The 19,178-nt window shown below is 68.4% G+C and carries 21 protein-coding genes; 12 read left to right on the top strand and 9 right to left on the bottom strand.

Annotation, left to right across the window (positions count from 1 at the left end; genetic code table 11):
* The first annotated feature begins 16 nt into the window (after positions 1-16).
* The 6 genes from MNR01_RS12870 to hslU all read left to right on the top strand — a co-directional run bounded on the left by MNR01_RS12870 (position 17) and on the right by hslU (position 4,909).
* On the top strand, positions 17-322 hold the full coding sequence (locus tag MNR01_RS12870; protein WP_241918176.1) for a lipoprotein: 306 nt from the start codon (positions 17-19) through the stop codon (positions 320-322).
* Positions 315-1,184: a diaminopimelate epimerase gene (gene dapF, locus MNR01_RS12875; protein WP_241918177.1), complete on the top strand. Its 870-nt coding sequence runs from the start codon at positions 315-317 to the stop codon at positions 1,182-1,184. Before MNR01_RS12870 ends, dapF begins: the two co-directional genes overlap by 8 nt.
* Positions 1,181-1,855, top strand: a complete 675-nt coding sequence (locus tag MNR01_RS12880; protein WP_241918178.1) for a DUF484 family protein — start codon at positions 1,181-1,183, stop codon at positions 1,853-1,855. Before dapF ends, MNR01_RS12880 begins: the two co-directional genes overlap by 4 nt.
* A gap of 73 nt (positions 1,856-1,928) precedes the next feature.
* Entirely contained in the window at positions 1,929-2,840 is a 912-nt protein-coding gene (xerC, locus tag MNR01_RS12885; RefSeq protein WP_305852238.1) for a tyrosine recombinase XerC, read from the top strand.
* Positions 2,841-2,964: 124 nt separating this feature from the next.
* On the top strand, positions 2,965-3,516 hold the full coding sequence (hslV, locus tag MNR01_RS12890) for an ATP-dependent protease subunit HslV (protein ID WP_241918180.1): 552 nt from the start codon (positions 2,965-2,967) through the stop codon (positions 3,514-3,516).
* 4 nt (positions 3,517-3,520) lie between these two features.
* On the top strand, positions 3,521-4,909 hold the full coding sequence (hslU, locus tag MNR01_RS12895) for an ATP-dependent protease ATPase subunit HslU (RefSeq protein ID WP_305852239.1): 1,389 nt from the start codon (positions 3,521-3,523) through the stop codon (positions 4,907-4,909).
* A 76-nt stretch (positions 4,910-4,985) separates the two neighbouring features.
* Here the strand turns inward: hslU and MNR01_RS12900 are convergent, their stop codons facing one another.
* The 4 genes from MNR01_RS12900 to MNR01_RS12915 form a co-directional block, all read right to left on the bottom strand.
* A complete protein-coding gene (locus MNR01_RS12900) occupies positions 4,986-5,438 on the bottom strand; it encodes an OsmC family protein (RefSeq protein WP_241918181.1) in 453 nt (150 codons plus the stop codon).
* A gap of 46 nt (positions 5,439-5,484) precedes the next feature.
* Complete coding sequence (locus tag MNR01_RS12905; RefSeq protein WP_241918182.1) at positions 5,485-6,552, bottom strand: hypothetical protein; 1,068 nt, start codon at positions 6,550-6,552, stop codon at positions 5,485-5,487.
* 44 nt (positions 6,553-6,596) lie between these two features.
* Positions 6,597-7,313, bottom strand: coding sequence for a helix-turn-helix domain-containing protein (locus MNR01_RS12910; protein WP_241918183.1), 717 nt, complete (start codon positions 7,311-7,313; stop codon positions 6,597-6,599).
* 115 nt (positions 7,314-7,428) lie between these two features.
* Positions 7,429-7,884 (bottom strand): nucleoside deaminase, encoded by a 456-nt coding sequence (locus MNR01_RS12915; protein ID WP_241918184.1) that lies wholly within the window; start codon positions 7,882-7,884, stop codon positions 7,429-7,431.
* A 126-nt stretch (positions 7,885-8,010) separates the two neighbouring features.
* Here MNR01_RS12915 and MNR01_RS12920 point away from each other — a divergent pair, with 126 nt between their 5' ends.
* Positions 8,011-8,898 (top strand): DUF417 family protein, encoded by an 888-nt coding sequence (locus MNR01_RS12920; protein ID WP_241918185.1) that lies wholly within the window; start codon positions 8,011-8,013, stop codon positions 8,896-8,898.
* Here the strand turns inward: MNR01_RS12920 and MNR01_RS12925 are convergent.
* The 3 genes from MNR01_RS12925 to MNR01_RS12935 form a co-directional block, all read right to left on the bottom strand.
* Positions 8,895-9,365, bottom strand: coding sequence for a GNAT family N-acetyltransferase (locus MNR01_RS12925; protein WP_241918186.1), 471 nt, complete (start codon positions 9,363-9,365; stop codon positions 8,895-8,897). The genes MNR01_RS12920 and MNR01_RS12925 overlap by 4 nt on opposite strands.
* Positions 9,366-9,430: 65 nt before the next feature.
* The gene (locus tag MNR01_RS12930; RefSeq protein ID WP_241918187.1) at positions 9,431-10,549 is read right to left on the bottom strand and encodes an HlyD family secretion protein; all 1,119 of its coding nucleotides are present in this window, start codon (positions 10,547-10,549) and stop codon (positions 9,431-9,433) included.
* On the bottom strand, positions 10,546-12,198 hold the full coding sequence (locus MNR01_RS12935; protein WP_345779011.1) for an MFS transporter: 1,653 nt from the start codon (positions 12,196-12,198) through the stop codon (positions 10,546-10,548). The genes MNR01_RS12930 and MNR01_RS12935 overlap by 4 nt, the downstream gene beginning before the upstream one ends.
* Before the next feature lie 71 nt (positions 12,199-12,269).
* On the opposite strand from MNR01_RS12935, the gene ubiE reads away from it, so the two are divergent.
* Entirely contained in the window at positions 12,270-13,046 is a 777-nt protein-coding gene (gene ubiE, locus MNR01_RS12940) for a bifunctional demethylmenaquinone methyltransferase/2-methoxy-6-polyprenyl-1,4-benzoquinol methylase UbiE (protein ID WP_241918188.1), read from the top strand.
* A gap of 110 nt (positions 13,047-13,156) precedes the next feature.
* On the opposite strand, the gene MNR01_RS12945 is transcribed toward ubiE, so the two are convergent.
* Complete coding sequence (locus MNR01_RS12945) at positions 13,157-13,471, bottom strand: multidrug efflux SMR transporter (RefSeq protein ID WP_241920620.1); 315 nt, start codon at positions 13,469-13,471, stop codon at positions 13,157-13,159.
* Positions 13,472-13,676: 205 nt separating this feature from the next.
* On the opposite strand from MNR01_RS12945, the gene MNR01_RS12950 reads away from it, so the two are divergent.
* The 4 genes from MNR01_RS12950 to MNR01_RS12965 all read left to right on the top strand — a co-directional run bounded on the left by MNR01_RS12950 (position 13,677) and on the right by MNR01_RS12965 (position 18,058).
* The gene (locus MNR01_RS12950) at positions 13,677-15,620 is read left to right on the top strand and encodes a M1 family metallopeptidase (protein WP_241918189.1); all 1,944 of its coding nucleotides are present in this window, start codon (positions 13,677-13,679) and stop codon (positions 15,618-15,620) included.
* Positions 15,621-15,702: 82 nt separating this feature from the next.
* Positions 15,703-16,677 carry an alpha/beta hydrolase gene (locus MNR01_RS12955; protein ID WP_241918190.1) on the top strand — a complete coding sequence of 325 codons (975 nt, stop codon included), beginning with the start codon at positions 15,703-15,705 and terminating at the stop codon, positions 16,675-16,677.
* 11 nt (positions 16,678-16,688) lie between these two features.
* Positions 16,689-17,411 carry a hypothetical protein gene (locus tag MNR01_RS12960; RefSeq protein WP_241920621.1) on the top strand — a complete coding sequence of 241 codons (723 nt, stop codon included), beginning with the start codon at positions 16,689-16,691 and terminating at the stop codon, positions 17,409-17,411.
* A 179-nt stretch (positions 17,412-17,590) separates the two neighbouring features.
* A complete protein-coding gene (locus MNR01_RS12965; RefSeq protein WP_241918191.1) occupies positions 17,591-18,058 on the top strand; it encodes a YbaK/EbsC family protein in 468 nt (155 codons plus the stop codon).
* Positions 18,059-18,094: 36 nt separating this feature from the next.
* On the opposite strand, the gene MNR01_RS12970 is transcribed toward MNR01_RS12965, so the two are convergent.
* On the bottom strand, positions 18,095-19,027 hold the full coding sequence (locus MNR01_RS12970; RefSeq protein WP_200607328.1) for a carbohydrate kinase family protein: 933 nt from the start codon (positions 19,025-19,027) through the stop codon (positions 18,095-18,097).
* Positions 19,028-19,178: the final 151 nt, after the last annotated feature.

The following is a 19,178-nucleotide window of genomic DNA, read 5'->3' on the forward strand; positions in this document are numbered from 1 at the left end:
GGGCTACACTGCGGCCATGAACGCAACTCCCGCCCCACGACAGATCCTCATCGCGCTGTCCCTGGTCGCGCTGCCGCTGGCCCTGGCCGGCTGCGGCAACAAGGGCCCGCTGATCCTGGCGCCCAAGTCGATCCCGGTCGACCCGTCGACCCTGCCGCCGATGACACCGCCGGCCGAGCCGACGCCCACCACCGACGAGCCGGCGACCGACGAGCCGGCCACGACCGTGCCGGCAAGCGACGCCGACGACGTCGACGGCAAGAAGAAGGGCACCGCCGAGCCGACTCCGGTCCCGAAGCAGGCCGACGAAACCGATGGCTGAGTCCGTGCACGCGCGCAAGCCCGTACGGTTCAGCAAGATGCACGGCGCCGGCAACGACTTCGTCGTGCTGGACCTTCGTGGCGGCGTTGCCGCCCCCGCACCCGACCTGTGCCGGTCGCTGGCCGACCGCCACTTCGGTGTCGGCTGCGACCAGATCCTGACCGTCGAGGACGCCAAGAGCAGCGACGTCGTCGCCCGCTACCGCATCTGGAACGCCGACGGTTCGTCGTCGCAGCAGTGCGGCAATGGCGCCCGCTGCATCGCCGCCTGGCTGGTGCGTGACGCGCAGGCCAGCGGTCGCGCGCTCGCCGGCGACTTCCTGCTCGACAGCCCCGTCGAAACGCACGCGGTGACCCAGCTCGGCGACGGGCGCTATCGCATCGTCATGGGCACGCCGCGTTTCGCCCCGGCCAGCATCCCGCTGCACGGCTTTGCCGGTGCGCAGGACGAATATGTCATCGAGCAGAACGACTCGGTGTTCACCTTCGGCGCGGTGTCGATGGGCAACCCGCACGCGGTGATCGAGGTCGAGGACGTCGATGCCGCACCCGTGGAGACGGTCGCCCCGGTGCTGCAGTCGCACGCCGCATTCCCGGAGTCGGTCAACGTCGGCTTCGCCCAGGTGCAGTCGCGCCAGCGCATCCGCCTGCGCGTGTACGAGCGCGGCGTAGGTGAGACGCTGGCCTGTGGCAGTGGCGCCTGCGCCGCAGCGGCGGTGCTGATGCGCCGTGGCCGCGTCGACCGCGACGTCACCGTGGCATTGCCGGGCGGCGATCTGCAGATTTCCTGGCCGGCCGACGACGCACCGCTGACGATGTCCGGGCCAACCGCATTCGTGTTCGAAGGGGAGTGGAACCAATGAACGAGACCCAGGAAAAGCTTGGCGCGCACGAAGTCGCGGCCTGGCTGCGCCGGCACCCGCGGTTCCTGCAGCAGTTCCCCGACCTGGCCGTCACCCTGGTGGTGCCGCGCGAGGAAGGCTCGGCGGCATCGCTGGCCAGCTACCAGCTGGAAGTGCTGCGCGACAAGAACCGCGAACTGTCGCGGCGCTTGCAGGAACTGTTCGGCAACGCCCAGGAGAACGAGCGCCTGTCGGTGCGCACGCACCAGCTCACCCTGGCGCTGATGCGCCAGGACAGCGCGGCCGACACGCTGCGGGCGATGGCGGCCAGTCTGGCCGAGGATTTCAACGGCGACCTGGTGCGGCTGGTGATGTTCAAGCCGGTCGAGGGCCTAAGCGACGTCGACTGGATGCAGGTCGTGGCGCAGGACGATGCGTGCCTGCAGCCGTTCCGCGATTGCCTTGGCGATGGCGAACCGCTGTGCGGGCGCCTGCAGCCGGAGAAGCATGCGGTGCTGTACGGCATGCGTGCCGAAGAAGTGCAGTCGACCGCGCTGCTGCCGCTGCCGGGCGTGGGCATGGTCGCGGTTGGCAGCCATGACGCGAACCGCTTCTTCCCCGGCATGGGCACGCTGTTCCTGCGCATGATGGGCGAGTCGCTGGTGACGGCGCTGAAGCGGTTCGACGGCTGAGTCGATGAAGGCGAAGCGGCCTGCTGGTGTCGCTCCCTCTCGCGAAGCGAAGGGCTTGGGCGGAAATGGTGGTGTGGGCGGGGATGACGCCCGCGGTATTGAGCCCACCGAGCCGACTGTCGAGCAATACCTCGCCCACCTGCAGGTCGAGCGCCGCATGTCCGCGCACACGCTCGACGCGTATCGCCGCGATCTGCTGGCACTGGCGCAGTGGGCGCGAACGCAGGCCGCCGACATCACCGCATTGCACGCCGAGCAGGTGCGCGCCTTCGTCGCATCCGAGCACCGCCGCGGACTGTCGCCCAAGAGCCTGCAGCGTCGTCTTTCGGCCTGCCGCAGCTTCTACGCCTGGCTGGTCCGGCAAGGCCGGTTGGGCGCGAGCCCGGCCGCAGCGATCCGTTCGCCCAAGGCGCCGCGCAAGCTGCCGCAGGTGCTCGATCCGGACGAAGCCAAGGCACTGGTGGAAGTGCCGACCGACGCACCGCTCGGGCTGCGCGACCGTGCGCTGCTGGAGCTGTTCTACTCGTCCGGATTGCGCCTGTCGGAGCTGTGCGGCCTGCGCTGGCGCGACATCGACCTCGCCGACGCGCTGGTGAACGTGCTCGGCAAGGGCAGCAAGCAGCGCAGCGTGCCGGTCGGCACGCATGCGCGCACGGCACTGCACGAATGGCGGGCGTCCACCGGTGCCGCGAACGATGCGCCGGTGTTCCCGGGGCGTGGCGGTGGCACGATCACGCCGCGCGCGGTGCAGATGCGGTTGCGCCAGCTGGCGCAGCGCCAGGGCCTGTTCAAGCGCGTGCATCCGCATCTGCTGCGGCATTCGTTTGCCAGCCACATCCTGGAATCGTCAGGCGACCTGCGCGGTGTGCAGGAGTTGCTCGGCCACGCCGACATCGCCACGACGCAGATCTACACACACCTGGATTACCAGCACCTGGCGAAGGTCTACGACGCGGCGCATCCGCGCGCCAAGCGCAAGCCGTAGAGCGCCCTTCTTTCGCTCTGCCGCAAGGGGAGGGCAGGCCGCAAAGCGGCCGGGCAGTGGGGGCGCGGCTTGAAAAGCCGCCCCGCCCGACCCCATCTCGTTCCGGTCCCCCCCGGAGCTCCCCATGGACCCGAGCCAGAACCCCACCGTCTTCCACGCCACCACCATCGTTTCGGTGCGCCGTGACGGCCGCGTCGCCGTCGCCGGCGACGGCCAGGTCACCCTTGGCCACACCGTGATGAAAGCCAACGCGCGCAAGGTCCGCCGCCTCGGCCGCGACGGCCAGGTGCTGGCCGGCTTCGCCGGCGCCGCCGCCGACGCCTTCACCCTGTTCGAACTGTTCGAAGCCAAGCTCGAGAAGCACGGCCAACTCGCCCGCGCCGCGGTCGAACTGGCCAAGGATTGGCGCACTGAGCGCCGCCTGGGCAAGCTCGAGGCACTGCTCGCGGTCGCCGATCGCGACACCTCGCTGATCATCAGCGGCACCGGCGACGTGATCGAGCCGGAGGACGGCATCATCGCCATTGGTTCGGGCGGCATGTACGCGCTGTCGGCTGCGCGCGCGCTGATCGCGCACACCCAGCTCGACGCCCGCACCATCGCCACCGAGGCCATCAACATCGCCGGCGACGTGTGCATCTACACGAACCGCAACGTCGTAGTCGAAGAGCTCTGACCCCATGCCCATCAAGCCCGATACCAGCCACGCCACGATGACTCCGCGCGAGATCGTGCAGGAGCTCGATCGCCACATCGTCGGCCAGCACGCGGCCAAGCGCGCGGTCGCCATCGCGCTGCGCAACCGCTGGCGCCGCATGCAGCTCGACGACGAGCTGCGCAACGAGGTCATGCCCAAGAACATCCTGATGATCGGCCCCACCGGCGTCGGCAAGACCGAGATCGCGCGCCGGCTGGCGACGCTCGCCAATGCCCCGTTCGTGAAGGTCGAGGCGACGCGCTTCACCGAAGTCGGCTATGTCGGCAAGGACGTCGAGCAGATCGTCCGCGACCTGGCCGACACCGCGGTCAAGCTCTACCGCGAGCAGGCCAAGCAGAAAGTGCGCACCCAGGCCGAGGAGCGTGCCGAAGAGCGCATCCTCGACGCTCTGTTGCCGCGCCGCGCCGGAGCCACCAGCACCGTGTTCGGATTCAACGCCGCCGAAGCCGCCAGGGACGAACCGTCGTCGCAGGACAACGAGACCCGCGCCAAGCTGCGCAAGCAGCTGCGCAGCGGCGCGCTCGACGACCGCGAGATCGAGATCGAAACCGCGGTCAACGTCGGCGTCGACATCATGGCCCCGCCGGGCATGGAGGAGATGGGCCAGCAGCTGCGGCAGATGTTCTCGCAGGTCGCCGGCGCCAAGACCCACAAGAAGACGATGGCGGTGCGCGCGGCACGCTCGCAGCTCACCGAGGACGAGGCCGGCAAGCTCGTCAACGAGGACGACGTGCGCGAGGCCGCGATCGAAGCCTGCGAACAGCACGGCATCGTCTTCATCGACGAGATCGACAAGGTCGCCAAGCGCGGAGAGAACGTCGGCGGTGGCGATGTCAGCCGCGAAGGCGTGCAGCGCGACCTGCTGCCGCTGGTCGAAGGTTCGACCGTGAGCACCAAGTACGGCCCGGTCAAGACCGACCACATCCTGTTCATCGCGTCCGGCGCGTTCCACCTGGCCAAACCCAGCGACCTGATCCCGGAGCTGCAGGGTCGCTTTCCGATCCGGGTCGAGCTGACCGCGCTGAGCAAGGACGATTTCGTCCGCATCCTGACCGAGCCGAAGGCGGCACTGGTCACGCAGTACATCGAGCTGCTCAAGACCGAAGGCGTCGCGGTGCAGTTTGGTGCCGACGCCGTGGAGCGCCTGGCCGAGATCGCGGCGCTGGTCAACGAGCGCCAGGAAAACATCGGCGCGCGGCGACTGCACACGGTGCTCGAGCGCCTGCTCGATACGCTGAGCTATGAAGCACCGGACCGCGGCGGGCAGGCGATCACCATCGACCGCGCGTACGTGGATTCGCACCTGGGCGAGCTGGTGAAGGATCCGGACCTGAGCCGCTACATCCTGTAGTGGCCTGAAGCCCCTCTCCCGCCCGAGCGCCATGCGCTCGGGCCGGGGTGCGGGTTGGGGTGAGGGCAAGCGCGCCTCAGCGCGCCTCCACCGTCACCTCGGTCTTCACCGAATTGGCAATGAAGCAGTTGCGGTGCGCCGACTCGTGCAGCTTCGTCAGCGCTTCCGCGTCGGCCGGCCCTTTGCCCTCGGCGAACACGATCCGCGGCCGCAACACCACCCGGGTGACCGCGAGCCGCCCGTCGCTGTTCTTCTCCAGCGTGCCGACCGCTTCGTCCTGGTAGTGGTCGACCACCCAGCCCTTCTTCGCCGCGATCGCCAGCAGCGTCAGCATGTGGCACGACGACAGTGCGGCGACCAGGGCTTCCTCCGGATCCACGCCTGCGACGTTGCCCAGGTATTCCGGCGCGGCCGAACCGGCGATGCGCTGGCCGCCGTCGAAGACCCATTCGTGGTCGCGTGAATAACCTTCGGAATCGAACCGGCCTTCATTGCGCAGCCAGTGGATCGAGGCACGATGTTCCGACATGGGCGGCTCCTGCATGGGGGGAGCCGCCACGATGCCACAGCCCAGGTTACTTCGCGGTCGCGCTGGCCGCTGCCCTGGCCTTGCGCTCGCGCGTGTCCTCCAGCAGCTGGTCGCGTGCGGCCACCTGCAGTTCATCGATGCTGACCGCGTCCGGCGACTTGCCCAGGCGCGTGGTCAGGTCGGCGACGACGCGCTTGTTGGCATAGGTGTGCGGCGAGCTCATGTCGTCGCTCTGGGCGGTGATCATGTAGCCCAGTCGCTTGGCGCTGACTTCGCGACCCTGCACCAGTTCAACCAGCTTGGCCCGGTATTCCAGCTCCCACGGCGCCAGGCCCGGGAACGCATTCTGGTCGGCGAAGTGCTGCGTTTCGTGGCCGAGGAACACGACCCGGAACGCCTCGCTGTCGAGGCCTTCGCTGTAGCTGGGCACGACCGCATACAACGCCTTGTCGGTCGCCCAGCCGCCGGCCGATCCGCGCTCGCAGCGGCCGTATGCAGTCCAGCCACGGCTGACGAAATCGTCGAGCAGTTCGACGCGGACCGTGTACGGGCCATCGGGCAGCTGCACGTCATACATGCGCGTGTCCTGCTTGCGCCACACCATCAGTTCGCGCAGGGGCTGGGTGCGGCCGAGCTGCGCGTGGTACCCGTGCTGTTCCAGCTGCGCCTGCAGGATGGGTTCGATCTCGTCCATGTTCGTCGCCTTGGCTGCGCCGGCGCCCAGGCGCTTGTGCAGCTTCGCCAGCAGCGCCGCTTCCTGCGTGTCGCGCTGCGCCGGTGCCGCCATCGAGCGCCACCAGTAGTCCTGGTAGTCGTCGAGCACGCCGCGCACGAATTTGTCTTCGATCGCCGCGGTGGTCAGCACCGGCTTGCTGGCGTGATAACGCTCGAGCATGCAGGCGCGGTAGTCCGCGTCCTTGCCGAGGAACCCGGTCGCCGGCTCGGCTTCCAGCGCCGCCAGGGCGCGGGCGCTGTCGCCCTGCAGGATGGCATTGGTGGATTCGGCGATCGCGGCGACGGCGGACTTGCTGCTGGGCGGCGCTTCTGCGGAGGTCGCGGCAAAGGCCGCGCAGAGCAGGGCTGACGACAGGATCAGGGGAGCCTTGGACTTCATCTGGATTCCATTCGGGGGTGGCGGTCGGGGTGCCGCCTTCGTCCCTATTGCAGTCGAAGGGCGGCCGACCGGTCTTGAACGCATTTGATCTGGCGCCGCAGTTGCGTCGGCGTCGCGCCGGTGGCCAGCCGCAGCGTCCGGTTCAGGTGGCTCTGGTCGCTGAAGCCGCTGGCCGCGGCGACCTCGGCCAGGGCTGTGTCGCCGCCGAGCATCGCCAGCGCCTGGCGGCAACGCAGTTCACGCCGCAGCAGCTGCGGCGGCATGCCGTGCGAACGCACGAAGCTGCGCGAGGCATGGGCCAGGGAAACCCCGGCGCGGCGCGCCAGCACCGAAACGGGCAGGTCGCCATGGGTCAGCGCGTGCAGGAATGCCGGCTGCCAGTCGTGCAGGGCAGGGGCGTCCGCCGGCACGCAGGCCCGCAGCAGGTCATCGAGACGATGATGCGCGCGCGCGAACACTGCGCTTGCCTCGCCCAGGTCCGCCACGCGCAGCACCCGCAAAGCCAGGCCGCCGGCACCGACCGGGAAGTCGTCGCCCAGTTCGAGGTTGATCACCTTGGCGCCGTTGTGGCCGAAGCGGTTGCCGTGGGCGTGCCAGCGCGGATGCAGCACCAGCGTGCCCGGAGTGCATTCGACCGGGCCGTCGGCGCTGGCTTCCACGTAGCTCCCGTCCAGCACCAGCGCCGCATAGGCGCCGTGGTGGCGATGCGTGCGCAGCGTGTCCCCGGCGTCGTGGCGGGTCTCGTACTCGTGGGCGGACATGGGCGGCATCCTGCGCGAAGGCGGCGGTGGGGGCATCGGGCAGAAGTCACGAGTGGCTCGTGCATCCGCGCACCGGGTTGGATGCCGCGACTGCGGCAAGCGTTGAAGCGGCCCTTCAGTCCTCGCCGATGTCCTCGTTCCACACGTCCGGATGCGCGGCGATGTAGTCGCCGAGCATGTCGATGCACTCGCTGTCGTTGAGGTCGATGACTTCGACGCCGTTCTCGCGCAGCCAGTCGATGCCGCCGCGGAAGTTGACCGATTCGCCGACCACCACCGTGCCGATGTTGAACTGGCGCACCAGCCCGCTGCAGTACCAGCACGGCGCCAGCGTGGTGACCATGATCGTGTCGCGGTAGCGGCGCTGACGGCCGGCCTTGCGGAAGGCATCGGTTTCGCCGTGCACCGACGGATCGCCTTCCTGGATGCGGCGGTTGTGGCCGCAGCCGAGCAGGCTGCCGTCGCGGTGGTACAGCGCCGCGCCGATCGGGATGCCGCCTTCGACCAGCCCCTGGCGGGCTTCGGCGACGGCGGTGGCGAGCAGTGCGCGGTAGTCCGGCGTGGCGATCATGCGGGCACCTGTGCTGTTCGCCGCAGTCTGCCCAGAACCGCTGGCCGCGTCGATAGCCGTGCCGGGGCGAATCCTTTCGCGCCGTGACGGCCTCTGTTGGGTGGATATCCCGTCCAGGAGCAGCGAATGCGACACCCCATCGACAACATCGGCGACAGGGTCTGGGCATTCGCCGCCCGCCTGCTCGGCCTGATCATGGTCTGGTTCGGCGCCATGCGCTTGATGCCGTTCGGCATCGAGGCGATGGCCAGGCAACTGGCGGCGTTTCCTGGCGGCGTGCCGGAGGCGTGGGTGCCGGTGCTGGCCTGTGCCGCCGGTGGGATCGAACTGCTGACCGGCCTGGTGCTGCTGGTGGCACCGGCGTGCCGCTGGCGGATGTGGGCGGGACTGGTGGCGATGGTGATCTGGGGGATCGGCCTGCTGCCGCTGTCGGGTGCCAGTGCCTGGGTGCATGCCGCGCCGTACGACGGCTTCCCGGTCATTGGCAGCGGCCAGACCCTGCTCAAGCACGTTGGCATCGCCGCCCTGGGCCTGGGCATCTTCGCGCGCCAGTTCGGCAGTGCCGGTGGACTGCGCACTGCCCGGGTCGGGCTGTGGCTGGGGCAACTCGTCGTGCTGACGTGGATCGGCCTGATGAAGTTCACCCTGATCGAGGCCGAGGGTGTCGAGGGCCTGATGCGCTCGAGCCCGCTGTTCTCGTGGCTATACCGATTCTTCGACGTGCAGGGCGCATCCAATGTCATCGGCGCGATCGAACTTGCGACTGCGGCGCTGATCCTGCTGTGGCCCTGGCAGCCGCGCATCGCGCGCTGGGGTCTGGCCATGGCGGCGGCCACGTATCTGCTGACGAACACCTTCCTGGTCACCCTGCCGGGGTGGCAGCCGGACCTGGGCTTCCCGTTCGTGGCTGGCACCGGCCAGTTCCTGCTCAAGGACCTGCTGCTGCTCGCCGGCGCACTGGTGCTGATGAGTCCACCACGGTGGCAGCCGGCGATGGCCCGTCGGACGTCCTAGCTGCGCGCGAGCCGCAGCATGTCGATGTGCGGCACGCCGTCGTCCAGATACGGTTCCGACGAGGGCACGAAGCCGTGCCTGCCGTAATAACCCTGCAGGTGTTCCTGCGCGCCGATCTGGATGTCGGCGCCGGGCCAGCGTGCCTCGATCTGTTCCAGTGCCGCGCGCAGCATAGGATCCCCGAGACCGCGGCCACGGTACGCCGGCGCGGTCAGCACCCGCCCGAAACTGACCTGCGGGTAGCTCAGTCCCGCCGGCAGGATGCGCAGGTATGCGGCGAGGTCACCGTTGTCGGCAATGCCGATCAGGTGAATGGTCTGCGGATGCCGGTCCTTGCCGTCGGGGTCGAGGTAGACGCAGTTCTGTTCGACCACGAACACTTCCGAGCGCAGCTTGAGCAGCGCATAAAGCGTGTCGATGTCGAGCTCGCGGAAGTGCCGCGGCTGCCAGTGGATCGATGGGGTCATGCTCAATGGGGCACGCTCAATGGGGCACGCTCATGCCGCCATGATGCCAGTGGCCGCGAGCAATCTCAGCGGCGTTCGTCGCCTTTGGCGGACGTGTCGATCTCGACCACCACCGACATGCCGGGGCGGAGCCGCGCGGCCGCCTCCTGCCCGCCATCGATCGACACCTTGACCGGGATGCGCTGGGCGATCTTGACGAAGTTGCCGGTGGCGTTGTCGGCCGGCAGCACGCTGAACTCGGAACCGGCGGCGGGCGAGATCTCCTGCACGCGTCCGGCCAGGCGCTCGCCGCCCAGTGCATCGACACTGAAGTGCGCCGGCTGGCCGATGCGCATGTCCTGCATCTGCGTTTCCTTGTAGTTCGCCACCACCCACAACGTGCCCGGTACCAGCGCCATCAACTGCGTGCCGTTGGTGACGTAGGCGCCTTCGCGCACCGTGACCTGGCCGAGCTGGCCGTCGCGCGGCGCTTCGATGTGCGTGTGGTCGAGGTTGATCTGGGCCAGCTTGACCGCGGCCTCGGCGCCGGCCACCGCGGCCTCGAGTGCGTCGCGGTTGACGCTGACGCTGCGCACGCTCTGCTCGGCCGCTTCGACGGCCGCGCGCGACTGGTTCAGTCCGGCCACGGCCTGGGCGTTGGCGGCATAGGCGTTGTCGAGGTCCTGCGCCGACAGCAATTGCTGGCCGGCCAGGCTGTCGGTTCGGCGCAGCGTCGCCGCGGTGCGCACGTGCAGGGCGTTGTTGCTGGCGACCGTGGCACGGGTCTGCGCGACGTTCGCCTCGGCGCTGCGCAATTGCTGGGTCCAGTTGGCGAGATTGGCGCGCGCCGCCTGCAGCTGCGCCCTGGCCTGGTCGACCTGCTGCCGGTACAGGCGGTCGTCGATCTGCACCAGCAGCTGGCCCTTGCGCACGTGCTGGAAATCGCGAACCGGCACCTGGGTGACATAGCCGCTGACCTGCGGGCTGATCACCGTGACCTGGCCGCGGACGTAGGCGTTCTCGGTGCTCTGGACGGGCGTGCGGAATGGCGGCAGGTGCCATGCGTACAGCACCACCAGCGCCCCGCCAATCGCGACCGCGGCGAAGATCGCGATCTGCCACAGCGGGCGTGGCGGCGGCGACGGGGGTGCTGCGGGTGCCGGTTGCGGTGGTGCCGTGGGCGGAGTGGGGGTCGGCGTGCTCATGGCGTCGATGCCGCGGTGGCGTGGGCGGCCATCCGTCGTTCGCGCCGGGCCTGCAGGCGCGCCCGGGTGGCGACGATGGTGAGCCAGATCATGGTCATCACGGCGATGGCGGCGATGGCGAAGTACACATCGTTATAGGCAAGCACATTGGCTTCGCGTGAAGCCGTGGCCGCAAGTTGCCGCAGCCCCTGTGCGTTGCGCAGCACCGGGTCGGTGACCGCCTGCCCGTAGCCGCTGGCGCCGGCCTGGATGCGCGCCGCCACCAGCGGGTCGAGCAGGGTCAGGGGCTCGACGAGCTGGCTGGAGTGGTACTTCTCGCGGATCACCTGGAACGTTCCCAGGAACGCCGAGCCGAACAGCGCCCCGACGTTCTGGGTGATGCTGAACATCACGAAGAAGCTGATCAGGTTGCGCGGCTGCGCGATCACGCTGCCGACGCCGGCGATCAGCGCCGGAGCGAGGAAGAACGTACTGCCGAAGCCGATCAGGAACTGGCTGACCAGCAACTGCGGCGGCCGCGTGAGGTTGTTGGAATAGGCATCCATCAGCGCGCCGACGAGGATGCAGCTCAGCGCGATCAGCGCCGGCACGCGGGTCAGCACCGGCCTGACCGTCATCGCACTGGTGGCGATGCCGATGACGCAGCCCAGCAGCACCACCGCGAAGAGGCCGCGCATCTGTTCGTTGTTGAGGCCCATCGCCTGCAGGAATCCCACCGCCCCGACGCTTTGCTCCGACAGGGCCATGCGCAGCAGGATGATCGCGATGCCCAGGCGCAGCATCAGGCCGCTGCTGAGCCAGCGGGTGTTGATCAGCGGATTGCTGCGGAAGTGCTCCACCGCCACCCCCGCGACCACCAGCACGATCGAACCGGCCAGGCACCAGCCGATCCAGGGCGCCTCCCGCCACCAGACGATCCGGCCCAGCGACAACACGGCGCAGAGCAGGGCCATGCCGATCGACAGCAGGGTGATGGACAGCGCATCGAGCCGCTCGAAGGCCTTGTAACGATCGCCCGGCGGCAGCCGCAGCAACAGCACCGCGCCCAGCGACAGCAAAGCCAGGCCCAGTTCGAACAGGTACAGGCCGCGCCACTCCCCGAACTCGAGCAGGTCGGGGGAGATCACCCGCGCGATCGGCGCACCGATCTGGCTCACGCCGATGCCGATGGCCAGCGCGCGCAGGCGGTGTTGCGCCGGCAGGGCCTGGATCATGTAGAACACGCCCAGCGAGGTCAGCGCCGCGCCTACGATGCCGTGGGCGGCGCGCACCGCGATCGCCGAGCCCAGGCCGTGCACGAACAGATGGCCGAAGGTCACCAGCGCATACAGCACCAGGCTGATTTCGGTGAACAGGCGCAGGCCGAACTGTTGGCGGAACTTGATCAGGATGAGGTTGGCCGAGACGTTGGTCATCACGTAGGCGGCCGGCAGCCAGGCGATCTCGACCGCGGACACGCCCAGCGACCCCTGCAGCTGCAGCAGGTTGGTGGTGACCATGGCATTGCCGAGGCTGCCGGTGATCGCCACCAGCGCGCCGGTCAGCCCGAACGCCCAGCGCAGCCAGGTCGGGTGGTGCGGGGTCGAGGGCGAGCCCGGAAACAGCGGCCGTTCGTGCGGCAGCCATTGGCGGGGTGCGACCTGGCTCATTGCAGCGAGGCTCCTCGGGGCCGGGCCTGGAGTCGGGCCCGGGAATTGCACGTTGATGCGATAATCGCCAGATGAACCAGTCAAGCTCCGACAAGCCCGGCGACAAGACCGGCACCACGCACTTCGGCTTTCGCGACGTTCCCACCGGCGAGAAGCAGAAGCTGGTCGGCCAGGTCTTCTCTTCGGTCGCCGGCAAGTACGACCTGATGAACGACCTTATGTCGCTGGGCGTGCACCGCGTGTGGAAGCGCTATTTCGTCGGCACCGCCCAGGTCAAGCGCGGCGACCGCGTCCTCGACCTGGCGGGCGGCACGGGCGACATCGCCCTGCTGCTGCGCGACCGCGTCGGCGACGCCGGCAGCATCGTGCTGGGCGACATCAACGGCGAGATGCTGCGCGTCGGCCGCGACCGCATGACCGACATGGGCAAGGTCGCCGGCTTCGAGTACGTGCAGATGAACGCCGAGAAGCTGCCGTTCCCGGACGCCAGCTTCGACCTGGTGACGATCGCCTTCGGCCTGCGCAACGTCACCGACAAGGACGCGGCGCTGCGCGAGATGCATCGCGTGCTGAAGGTCGGCGGGCAGGCGCGCGTGCTGGAGTTCTCGGAAGTGAAGGCCGACTGGTTCAAGCCGATCTACGACTTCCACTCGTTCAAGGTGCTGCCGCAGCTGGGCAAGCTGTTCGCGAACGATTCCGACAGTTACCAGTACCTGGCCGAGAGCATCCGCAAGCATCCGCCGCAGGACGAGTTGAAGGCGATGATGCAGGAAGCGGGGTTCGCGCGCTGCGACTATCGCAACCTGTCGGGCGGGATCGTCGCGATCCACACCGGTTACAAGGTCTAGTTTCACCGGTCAGGTCGGGCGTAGCCCGGGTAAGCGAAGCGCACCCGGGGTTTGCACGCACCGATCCCCGGGTGCGCTTCGCTTACCCGGGCTACGAAAGAAGCCGGGCCTCACTCCACCAGCTTCAGGCCCACCACTCCCGCCACGATCAGCACCAGGCACCCGAGCCTTGCCGCCGTGACACCGTCACCGAACGCGACGATCCCGGCCAACGCCACGCCGACCGTGCCGATGCCTACCCAGACCGCGTAGGCGGTGCCGACCGGCAGCCATTTCAGCGCCATCGCCAGCATGGCGAAGCTGACCACCGCAGCGACGATGCCGACGACGCTCGGCACCATGCGGCTGAAGCCCGCGCTCTGTTTCAGCGCGATCGCCCAGACCACTTCGAGCAGTCCGGCGCCCAGCAGCAGCGCCCAGGCGATGGTGTCGTGTCGATTCATGGCAGCGGTCACGGTTCATGGGGGAGACGGCCAGCCTAGTCAGGCCCGCGTCCCGCCACAGCCCGGTCCCACGGGAAGCACTGTTGCGCCTGCACACGCGGTCCGCGGGCCGGGGCCGCGATGGCCGATGCCCGCGGTCCGGCGAGGCGCTAAACTCGACCGCTCACCCTGTCCGTTGTGGGCCCACATGCGTTATTCGATCCTTTCGCTCTGCCTCGTTGCCGCCCTTGCCGCCGGTTGCTCGCGCGAAGCCGCGTCGCCGGCCGACACCGCTTCGAAGGAGGCCGCCACCATGGCCGCTGCCGACCAGAAGTCCGCCGCCGTCGTCGACGAGTTCTCCTACGCGCAGCCGTCCAAGGTCCGCATCAACGACCTCGCCCTGATGCTCAACGTCGACTTCGACAAGAAGGAACTCGGCGGCAGCGCGACCTACACGCTGGACTGGACCGATCCGAAGGCGACCCAGCTGGTGCTGGATTCGCGCGACATCACCGTGGAGAAGATCGTCGGCGAGCGCGCCGACGGCAAGTGGGACGACCTGACCTGGAAGGTCGGCGACAAGGACAAGATCCTCGGCAACAAGCTCGTCATCGACGCACCGGCGCGCAACAAGCGCATCCGCGTGACCTACCACACCTCGCCCGACGCGTCGGGCCTGCAGTGGCTGACGCCGGCGATGACCGAAGGCAAGAAGACGCCCTTCATGTTCAGCCAGTCGCAGCAGATCCACGCGCGTTCGTGGGTGCCGCTGCAGGACACGCCGCAGGTGCGCTTCACCTACACCGCGCACGTGACCTCGCCCAAGGACGCGATGGTGCTGATGAGCGCCGATAACGATCCCAAGGCGGTGCGTGACGGCGACTACACCTTCGCCATGCCGCAGAAGATCCCGTCGTACCTGCTGGCGATCGCCGCCGGCGACCTCGTGTTCAAGCCGATCAGCGGCCGCGCCGGCGTCTGGGCGGAACCGGCGATGGTGGGCAAGGCGGCCAAGGAGTTCGACGACACCGAGAAGATGATGCAGACGGCCGAGCGCCTGTACGGCCCGTACCGCTGGGAGCGTTACGACATCCTCGTGCTGCCGCCGTCGTTCCCGTACGGCGGCATGGAAAACCCGCGCATGACCTTCGCCACGCCGACCGTGATCGTCGGCGACAAGTCGCTGGTGTCGCTGGTCGCGCACGAACTGGCGCACAGCTGGTCGGGCAACCTGGTGACGTTCTCCACGCCCAAGGACAGCTGGCTCAACGAAGGCTTCACCAGCTACGTCGAGAACCGCATCGTCGAGGACCTGTACGGCAAGGAAGCGGCCGACATGGAGAAGGTGATCTCGCGCAACGAGCTCGCCGCCGAGTACAAGGAAATCGATCCGAAGCTGCAGGTGCTGGCACAGCGGCCGGGCACGGTGTCCAACCCGGACGATTCCAGCAGTTCGACCGTGTACACCAAGGGCGCCTGGTTCCTGCAGTTCCTCGAGGAGCGTTACGGTCGCGAGGCGTTCGATCCGTTCCTGAAGGGCTACTTCGACCATTTCGCCTTCCAGAGCATCCCGACCACCACGTTCATCGAGTACGCCAAGGCCAACCTGCTCGCCAAGTACCCGGGCAAGGTCAGCGAAGCCGAGCTGGACGAGTGGATCTACCAGCCGGGCGTGCCGGCCGATGCGCCGAAGACGGTGTCGCCGCGCTTCGATGCGGTCGATGCCGCGCGCAAGGCCTGGCTCGACGCCGGCACGCTGCCGGCCAAGGACGCGACCGCGAAGTGGAGCACGCAGGAGTGGGTGCACTTCATCGACGGCATGCCGCAGACGCTCACGCCCGAACAGCTGGCCGCGCTCGACGGCGCCTACCGCTTCACCGGCACGCCGAATGGCGAGATCGCCCAGCGCTGGTATCCGCTCGCCGTGCGCAGCGGCTACACGCAGGCCAATGACGCCATCGCCGCGTTCCTGGAGCGGATCGGCCGTCGCAAGCTGATCATGCCGACCTACAACGAGCTGGTGAAAACGCCGGCAGGCCTGAAACTGGCGCAGGACACCTTCGCCAAGGCGCGCCCGGGCTACCACCCGATCACCACCGAGTCGGTGGAGGCCGCGATCGCCAAGGCACAGCAGGCGACGGCGAAGCAGTAACGCACGGCTCCCTCCCCTGCGCGCAGGGGAGGGCTGGCGAGGGGTGGCGCGACACCCCTCCCACCTCACCAAGGAATCCGCCGTGACCCATCGCAGTCTCAGGCTCCTGGCGATCGCCATCCCGCTGATGCTGCTGCTGGTCGCCGCGATGGTGCTCTGGCGCGATCCTTATTCGGTGATACGCGCGGACTTCGCCCGCCAGCGCATGGCCGCGGGCCTGTCGCGCGAGAGTGTCCGCGTCGACGATCACCTCTGGGTCTACGCCTACAGCGACGATGCCCCGCGAGGCGCGCCGACGGTGGTGATGCTGCACGGCTTCACCGGCAGCAAGGAAAACTGGTACCCCGTCGCGCAACGCCTGCGCGGACGCTATCGCCTGCTGGTTCCGGACCTGCCGGGCTGGGGCGAGAGCCAGCGCATCGGCGGCCGCGACTATGGCTTTGCCGCGCAGGCCGAGCGGGTCGACCATTTCATCAAGCAGGTGGCCGCCGATCCGCGCGGCGTGGTGCTGCTCGGTCATTCGATGGGGGGCGGCATCGCTGCGGTCACCGCCGCGCGCCATCCGCGCGAGGTCGCGCGCGTGGGCCTGATCGACGCCGCCGGCGTGCGCTTCGCCGACAACCGCTTCGGCGAGCAGGTGCTGGCCGGCAAGAATCCATTCGCGGTAGAGGACGAGGCATCGCTGCAGCGCTACCTCGATACCGTGTTCCACGATGCCAGGGCACGACCGTGGGCGCCGTGGCCGGCCAGCCGCATCTACATCAACCAGCGCCGCGGCGACGCGCAATTCGAGCAGCAGGTGCTCGCGCGCATCGGCCGCAGCGACGAGAGCTTCCTGCCGGGCAAGGCCGCTGCCGCGATCCGCCAGCCGGCGCTGCTGCTGTGGTGCCGCCAGGATGCGGTGATCGATCCCAGTGCGCTGGAGTTGTATGCGCGGCAGATTCCACAGGCCAGTCGCGTGCTGCTCGATGGCTGCGGCCACATGTCGCTGGTGGAACAACCGGAAAAGGTCGCGCAGGCGATCGAGACGCTGATCGAACGAGGACGGACGCAATGAACGAACGCGGTATGAGCAGACTGGGCGGTGCAGTGATCATCGCCGCGACCCTGGCACTGGCCGCGTGCGGGCCGGCGCAGGATCCCAAAGCGGTGGAGGCGCAGCAGGCCGCTGCACGCGAGCAGGAGGCCGATGCCATGGCCGACGCCTTCGAGGCCGAGTACGGCAAGCAGAACTGGGAACTGGCGCGTGCGCACGGCGACGTGCTGATGGCCAAGTACCCGGCCAGTGCCGCCGCGGCACGCATCGAGGAGCGCCACAAGCAGGTCAAGGACAAGGCGGAGAAGGCGCGCGAGCAACGTCGCGTGGCGGCGCTGTGGACCTACCAGACGCAGCCGGTGAAGGGTGGCGAGCAGTTGTCGGCGTCGATCTACGCCAAGGACTACGTCGACACCGATGGCAGCGGCGCGCGGCCGGTGCAGCTGATCTTCCGCGACCATCCCGATTGGGGCCGCAGCAGCTACCTGGTGCTGGAAGCCGGCGACTTCGACTGTTACGGCGGCTGCAAGGTCAAGCTGAAGATCGGCGACGCCGCGCCCAGGCCGGTGGCCGCGAGCCGGCCGAAGACCGACCAGGCGATCGCGATGTTCATCGAGGACGAGCGCGCGCTGTGGAAGACGGTGAAGGCGGCCAGGACGATCGCGATCGAGTTCCCGGTCAAGGCCGGCGGAACGCGCACGGCGGTGTTCGAAGTCGGCGGCCTGGACCCGTCAAGGCTGCCGAAGTGGAACTGAGCCGTCGCCAGGGCGGGTCGCGGTTAATGGCATCACCACGCCGCCTTTGCACGCCGGGAGTAAGCTCGGCCTGAGCGGGGTCTGAGCCCTGCCATTGCGGCGCGCTGCCGGATGCGCGCGCCGGTCCACCCAGCGGCACGGCCGTGACTGGAGCGCAGCCGAGCCAGGCGGAGGCCGCCATGCTCTCACCACGCCTGCACAATCTGCTCGACCAGGGGCATGCGCCCTACACCACGCTCAACCACCCGCGCACGATCACCGCGCACGACACCGCATCGATCGCACACATCGAGCCGGTGCATTTCGCCAAGACGGTGATGATCAAGGCCGACGGGCGACTGGCGATGGTGGTGATGCCGTCGACCTACCGCGCCGATCTGTATCGCCTGGGCCTGGCCCTGGGCGGTGCGATGGTCGAGCTCGCCGAGGAAACCGAGTTCCGCGGTGCGTTCCCCGACTGCGAGCCCGGCGCGATGCCGCCATTCGGCCATCTCTACGGCATGCCGGTGTATGTCGACTCGCGCCTGGCGCACCAGGACGAGATCGCGTTCAACGCCGGCAACCACACCGAAGTGGTGCGGATGACCTACAAGGAGTTCGAGCGCCTGGCGGCGCCCGAGCTGCTGTGGCTGGCGCACATGATGTGAGTTGCTTCCTCCCCTGCGTGCAGGGGAGGGCAAGGATCAGAGCGAGTAGCCGAACTGCTGCTTGAACTGTTCGTTGAACTCGTCGTAGTCGAAGCGCTGGTTCTGCGTGCCCGGATGCTCGACCTTGAGCGCGCCCATCAGGTTGCCCATGCGGCCGATGGTGAGCCAGTCGTAGCCCTTCTCGATGCCGAAGATCAGGCCGGCGCGGAATGCATCGCCGCAGCCGGTCGGATCGGTGACGCGGCGCTCGTGCGCCGGCGGGATGTCGAAGGTCTTCTCCGGCGTGTGGATCTGCGAACCGTGCGGACCGCGCGTGGTGATGTACGCCTTGACGCGCTTGACGATGTCGTTCTCGCTCCAGCCGGTGCGTTCCTGCAGCAGGTTGGACTCGTAGTCGTTGACGGTGACGTAGTCGGCCTGCTCGATGAAGTGGCGCAGCTCTTCGCCGTTGAACAGCGGCATCGCCTGGCCCGGATCGAAGATGAAGGGAATGCCCAGCTCGGCGAACTCGGTGGCGTTCTGCAGCATGCCTTCGCGGCCGTCGGGGCTGACGATGCCGAAGCTCACGCCCTTCACGTCGCGCACGTGGTTTTCGTAGCTGCGCATCATCGCGCCCGGATGGAAGGCGGTGATCTGGTTGTTGTCGTGGTCGGTGGTGATGAAGGCCTGCGGCGTGAACAGCTCCTCGATCTCCTTCACCTGCGACAGGTTGATTCCCTGCTGCTCGAAGTGCTCGCGGTACGGACCGAAGTCCTGGCCGACGGTGGCCATCGGGATCGGGTCGCCGCCGAGCAGCTTGAGGTTGTAGGCGATGTTGCCGGCGCAGCCGCCGAACTCGCGGCGCATGCGCGGCACCAGGAACGACACGTTCAGGATGTGGACCTTGTCCGGCAGGATGTGGTTCTTGAACTGGTCGGGAAACACCATGATGGTGTCGTAGGCCAGAGAGCCGCAGATCAGCGCAGACATCGTCGATACCCCAAAAAGAAAATAGCGGCCGGAGCGCCGCGCGGGCGCTAGGGTAGCCGCTGGGGACCGGGACGGCCAGCAACCCGTGCCAGCCGATCTGTCCAGCCGGGCCGTCCGACCGATCCGGGCGACGCGCCTGACCGCATCCCGG

Source organism: Lysobacter sp. S4-A87 (assembly GCF_022637455.1).
Classification (GTDB): Bacteria; Pseudomonadota; Gammaproteobacteria; order Xanthomonadales; family Xanthomonadaceae; genus Lysobacter_J.